Raw genomic sequence first — 5,366 nt, forward strand, 5'->3', positions numbered from 1 at the left:
CTGCATATTCAGGCGAGAAGTAATTTTGCAGGGACGGCAGGGGGTATAGGCGTTCAATTATGTACGAATGTCCTTATCGGCGGTGATATTATCAGTAACAATGCAGATGCGTTCGGGGGCGGCGGGGTATTTCTTAAAGAATCGATAAACGTCACTTTGAATTCAACCGTCGTGAATAACGCATCAATTGCCGGGGTTAATGGCGGTGGCGGGGTACGCGTCTTCGCGTGCTCGAATATTACTATCGCCGGCACGGTGGTGAACAACACGTCGGTGAGATTTGGCGGCGGTGTGTGCATCGAGGACTGCACGAACATTACGGTATCGGCGCAAGTGGCGAGTAACTACGCGACCATGTCCGGCGGCGGCATGTATGTCAACAATACGGTGGATTCGTTCGTTTCCGGTTCATTTGTCAGCAATAACTCCGGATATATGGGCGGGGGCATTTGTGTTTCAGCCGGTACGAATACGATGATAATGAATTGCTTTTTTTCGAATAACATATCGACGGTTACGAATGCGACGCTCCATTTTACCAATGTAACCGCGGTAATGTATCCGGTGACCATATCGAACTGCGTATTCTACGGCGGCGGGAATAATGCAATACCGATGTTCGAGCAGACGGCGGAAATGACCAATCATGTGATCGTATCCAACTGCTTTTATACGAACACGCTGAAATATCTGTATGTGGATTATGGCGGTCCGATAATATCGAACGATCAGGTAAGCCAGCTGAATATCGGAAAATATTTCAAGCATGATGCGACGAACGCCGCGCGTAACATCGTCATGCCGAGACCTCTGATCGCGTCGAATACGAGCTCGGGCATGTTGTACCTGGACATGCAGGCGGCCATCAATGGTGCGAGCCCCGGCGATGAGATACGGGTGCGGGATATCGTTCTCACGCGAAGTGCCGAGCAATTGAACGCGCTGTCGGTCACCAACGGTGTATTCATTACGAACAAGAACAATCTGCGTATCATCGGCGGGTGCGATGCGGCATTCGCGCTTCAGGCGGGGGTATACACGACGCTTGACGGCGGGGGTATCGGGCCGCTCTCAAACCGCGTTGTCTATATAGCAAATCTTTCGAATCTAACCTTCAGCGGTTTTGCGATAAAACGCGGGGGTTCGAACAATGCGGCAACAGCAGTGCTTCCCGATGGATCGGGGGTGATGTTCTCCAACGCGCATCAATGCTTTCTATCGAATATCATCGTCAGCAATTGCGTGTCGTACAACGGCGGCGGCATGTTCGTACGCATAGCTACGAACAACTATATCGCGGCGGATATATTCCGGTGCGCAGCGTCAAATTTCGGCGGCGGGTTATTAGCCGAAGCGTGTTATAACAACATATTTACCGGGTCAACGAAGAGCAATGTCGCGGAGGTATACGGCGGCGGTGTGTTCGGGTGGAATCTAACGAATAGTCTATTTGATCTGACCGTTCTCAGCAACAATTCGATCAATAACGCCGGCGGCGTTGCGCTGCTGTTCGCGACAAACTGTACCCTGAGTGGAACGGTGGCGAGCAACCGCGCCGCCTTTGCAGCCGGCGGCCTCATAATGGCCTACGGCACCAGCAATAATGTGAGCGCGGTGTTGGTCAGCAATAACGCCATGGCACATGGCGGTGCTTTGTTCAGCCAAAGTACAAACATCAGAGTGAGCGGGGTCATTGCGTATAATAATGCTGTAATGGGTGGCGGACTCGGCGTGGCAGCCTCGGTACTCTGTGTCATCGGCGGCGATGTGATACATAACAGCGTAACGGCCGGCGGCGGCGGTGTATTCATGGAGACATCGACGAATATTACCTTTAACGCAACTATAGCGAATAACAGCGCATTATTCGGCGCCGGGATCTTGCTCGCTATTTCAAATACCAATATCTTTATCAACGGCAGTATTGTAAGCAACAGCGCGATGAGCAACGGCGGCGGCATATACATCAGTGAAAAAAACGATAACGTTCAAATGACCGGGTATAATGCGTACAACAGCTCTTTGAGCAACGGCGGCGGCATATATCTGTTTGGCGGGAGCCGGTATTTGATAGCGGGTACTATCGCGAGCAATAAAGCCCTCATGGGCGGGGCTGTATATTTCGATCAGAACACGAACAGCAGCGTATGTGGAACGGTGGTGAGCAATGCCGCGAGTTACGGCGGGGCACTGTTTTTCTACAGCGGGTCGAACAATTATATAACAAACTGTTATTTCTCGAACAACACAGCATCGGTTACGAACGCGACACTCTACTTCTCCAATGTCGCCGCGGTTCGTTATCCGGTGACTATATCGAACTGCACATTCTTCGGCGCGGGGAATAACGCCATTCCGATGCTCGAGATCGCTGCGGAAATGACCAATCATGTGATCGTGTCGAATTGCTTCTATACGAACACGCTCAAATATCTCTATGTGGATTTCGGCGCACGGATTATATCGAACGATCAGGTGAGTCAGCTGAACATTGGCAAATACTACAAGCATGATGCGACGAATGCCGCGCTTAACATCGTCATGCCGAGACCTTTTGTCGCGTCGAATACGAACTTGGGTATGTTGTACCTGGACATGCAGGCGGCCATCAATGGTGCGAGTCCCGGCGATGAGATACGGGTGCGGGATATCGTTCTCACGCGAAGCGCCGAGCAATTGAACGCTCTATCGGTCACCAACGGCGTATTTATAACGAACAAGAACAACTTGCGCATCATCGGCGGGTGTGATGCGGCATTCGCACCGCAGGTGGGTGTGTACACAGCGCTTGTCGGCGGTAGTTTTGGCACGAATCGCCTTGTGTATATAGCCAACCTCACGAACCTGGTTTTCGACGGATTTGTTATGCAGGGAGGCGGGTCAAATGCGGCATCCCCGGTGATGAACCAGAACGGAACGGGGTTCTTTGCCTCCAACATTGACTCGTGCTGGATATCGAACATCATCGTGAGCAATTGCGTTTCATCGAATGGCGGCGGCATATTTCTAGGATGCGTGACCAATACTACGGTAAGTGCAGCGGTGCTGAATTGTTTTGCTTCGAATATCGGCGGGGGGGTGTATGTCGGCCCGGGTACGAACAACACTGTTGCCGGTTTTATCTCGAACAATACTGCAATAAATGGCGGCGGCGTATTCGTAACGAATGCCAATGCAATAATGGTGAATGCAACGATTTCAAGCAACAAAGCAAGACAGTATGGCGGCGGCGTCTATATCGGCAGTGTGACCAACTGCAATTTGCTTGGGGTCATTAAAGATAATATTGCCGCAACCGAAGGCGGCGGCGTTTACGGATATGCCACAACGAATTTCACTATTAACGCCACGGTAGCGAACAATGTCGGAACGGGCGCAGGCGTCGATATGAATTACAGCTACAGCTTCTCATTATACGGCACAGTGGCAAGCAATTCTTCAAGCGGTAATATCGGGGGCGGATGGCTGTTTTTTGGATCGAATGTGACAGTGAACGCAACATTTATCAGTAATACTTCGGCCGTGGGTGTCGGCGGATTTGATCTGTACGGGGTCAAGGATGGAACAGTAGCTGGGGCATTCATCAGCAACAAGGCGACAAGTGATTGCGGCGGCTTTGGACTCAACGACTCAACGAATATCCGTGTAAATATCACGGCTATTGGCAATATTTCAGGAAGAGACGGAGGTGCGGTATTTATTCAGCGCGGCTATAACAATGCCTTGTGCGGGACGTTTCTGGGCAATACTGCGGACTTGGCGGGGGGCGGCATTGCGGTCGAGCAAGGATCGAATAACTACATCACCAATTGTTTTTTCTCGAACAATTACGGCACGGTGACCAATGCGACGCTTCATTTCACGAACTGCATGTCCACGGCCGTACGGTATCCGGTGACCATATCGAATTGTGTGTTCATCGGCGGCGGGGTAAATGCGTATGCAATTATTGAATCAATGGGGGAGTTAACGAACCATGTGCTGTCATCGAACTGTTTCTACACGAACTCATTGAAATATCTCTACAGGGATTTCGGCGGACAGATCGTTTCAAATGACCGCATCGACATACTGAACACCAAAGGGCATATCTGGCATGATGCGACGAACGCCCGGTGGAATATCGTCATGCCGCAGATGATGATAGCGTCGAATACGAATAAGGGGATTCTTTATTTCGATTTTCAGTCGGCGGTGGATGGCGCGAGTGCTGGGGATGAGGTGCGCGTGCTTGCTGCGAATCTTACGCGTAACGGCCAGTTGAATGCGCTTGCCATTACCAACGGCGTGTTCATCACGAATAAGAATAATCTCCGCATCATCGGCGGGTATGATGCGGCGTTCACATCGGTGACGGGATATACCACACTTGACGGCGGCTCTGCTGCCATTGCCAACCGGCTCATGTATATCGCGAATCTCACCAATCTTGCGCTGAGCAATTTTGTGATACGGCGCGGCGGAACGAATACCGTTGTGCCGCAGTTTGAAGGCACGGGCATTCTGCTCCTCAGCGTAAAGCAGAGTCTTCTTTCGAACATTATTGTGAGCAATTGCAGCTCGACGAACGGCGGCGGCCTGTCTCTCAATGAATGCACGAACGTGGCGATCACTGCAGCCGTCATCAATTGCGTATCCTCGAACATCGGCGGCGGCTTTTATTCTGCTTCGGGTATTTCGAATTCCATCGGCGGCACGGTAAGCAACTGCATCGCGGCAGCGAGCGGCGGCGGCGGCGGCGTTCTGGACGGACGCGACATCGATATCAACGCATTCATCTTCAGTAATTATTCCGAGAACGCCGGCGGCGTATTATACTACGCATCACAGGGTGGTACGGTGAGCGGGGTGATGATGAGCAATAGAGCGAACACCGGCGGCGGCGGGGTGTATATTGCCGGGAGTTCCAACGTTACGGTGACAGCGTCGGTGTGCAGCAACAGCGCGGGCTCCAGCGGCGGCATCAACTTGAATTTTTCTACCAACTGTACGGTGAACGCGACGGTCGCAAACAACAGCGCTGTTGACGCCGGCGGTGTATATCTGTTCGACGGACGCGGGAATACGATAAACGGTATTATCGTAAGTAATACTGCGTCCGGTACTGCCGGCGGGCTTTTGGTAATGAATAATTTCAACACTACCGTTAACGCCCTCGTGGCGTACAATAGCGGCGGTATCGGCGGCGGTATCGTCGTTTTCACCGGTAGTAACACGACGGTGAACTCTACCATCGCAAATAATACCGCCGGATCCGGGGGCGGGATCTATTTGTATCTCCCCATTTCAACGGTGATAAACGCGGCGCTCCGGAGCAATTACGCTCCGACCGGCGGCGGCGTCTATATGTACCACGCTACGAACAC

At 51.9% G+C, this 5,366-nt stretch carries 1 protein-coding gene; it reads left to right on the forward strand.

Annotated features, from left to right (window positions below):
- Positions 1 to 171: 171 nt before the first annotated feature.
- On the forward strand, positions 172 to 5,366 hold a 5,195-nt coding region (locus tag AABZ39_00855), incomplete at its 3' end, for a right-handed parallel beta-helix repeat-containing protein (GenBank protein ID MEK6793296.1).

Source organism: Spirochaetota bacterium (assembly GCA_038043445.1).
GTDB lineage: Bacteria > Spirochaetota > Brachyspiria > Brachyspirales > JACRPF01 > JBBTBY01.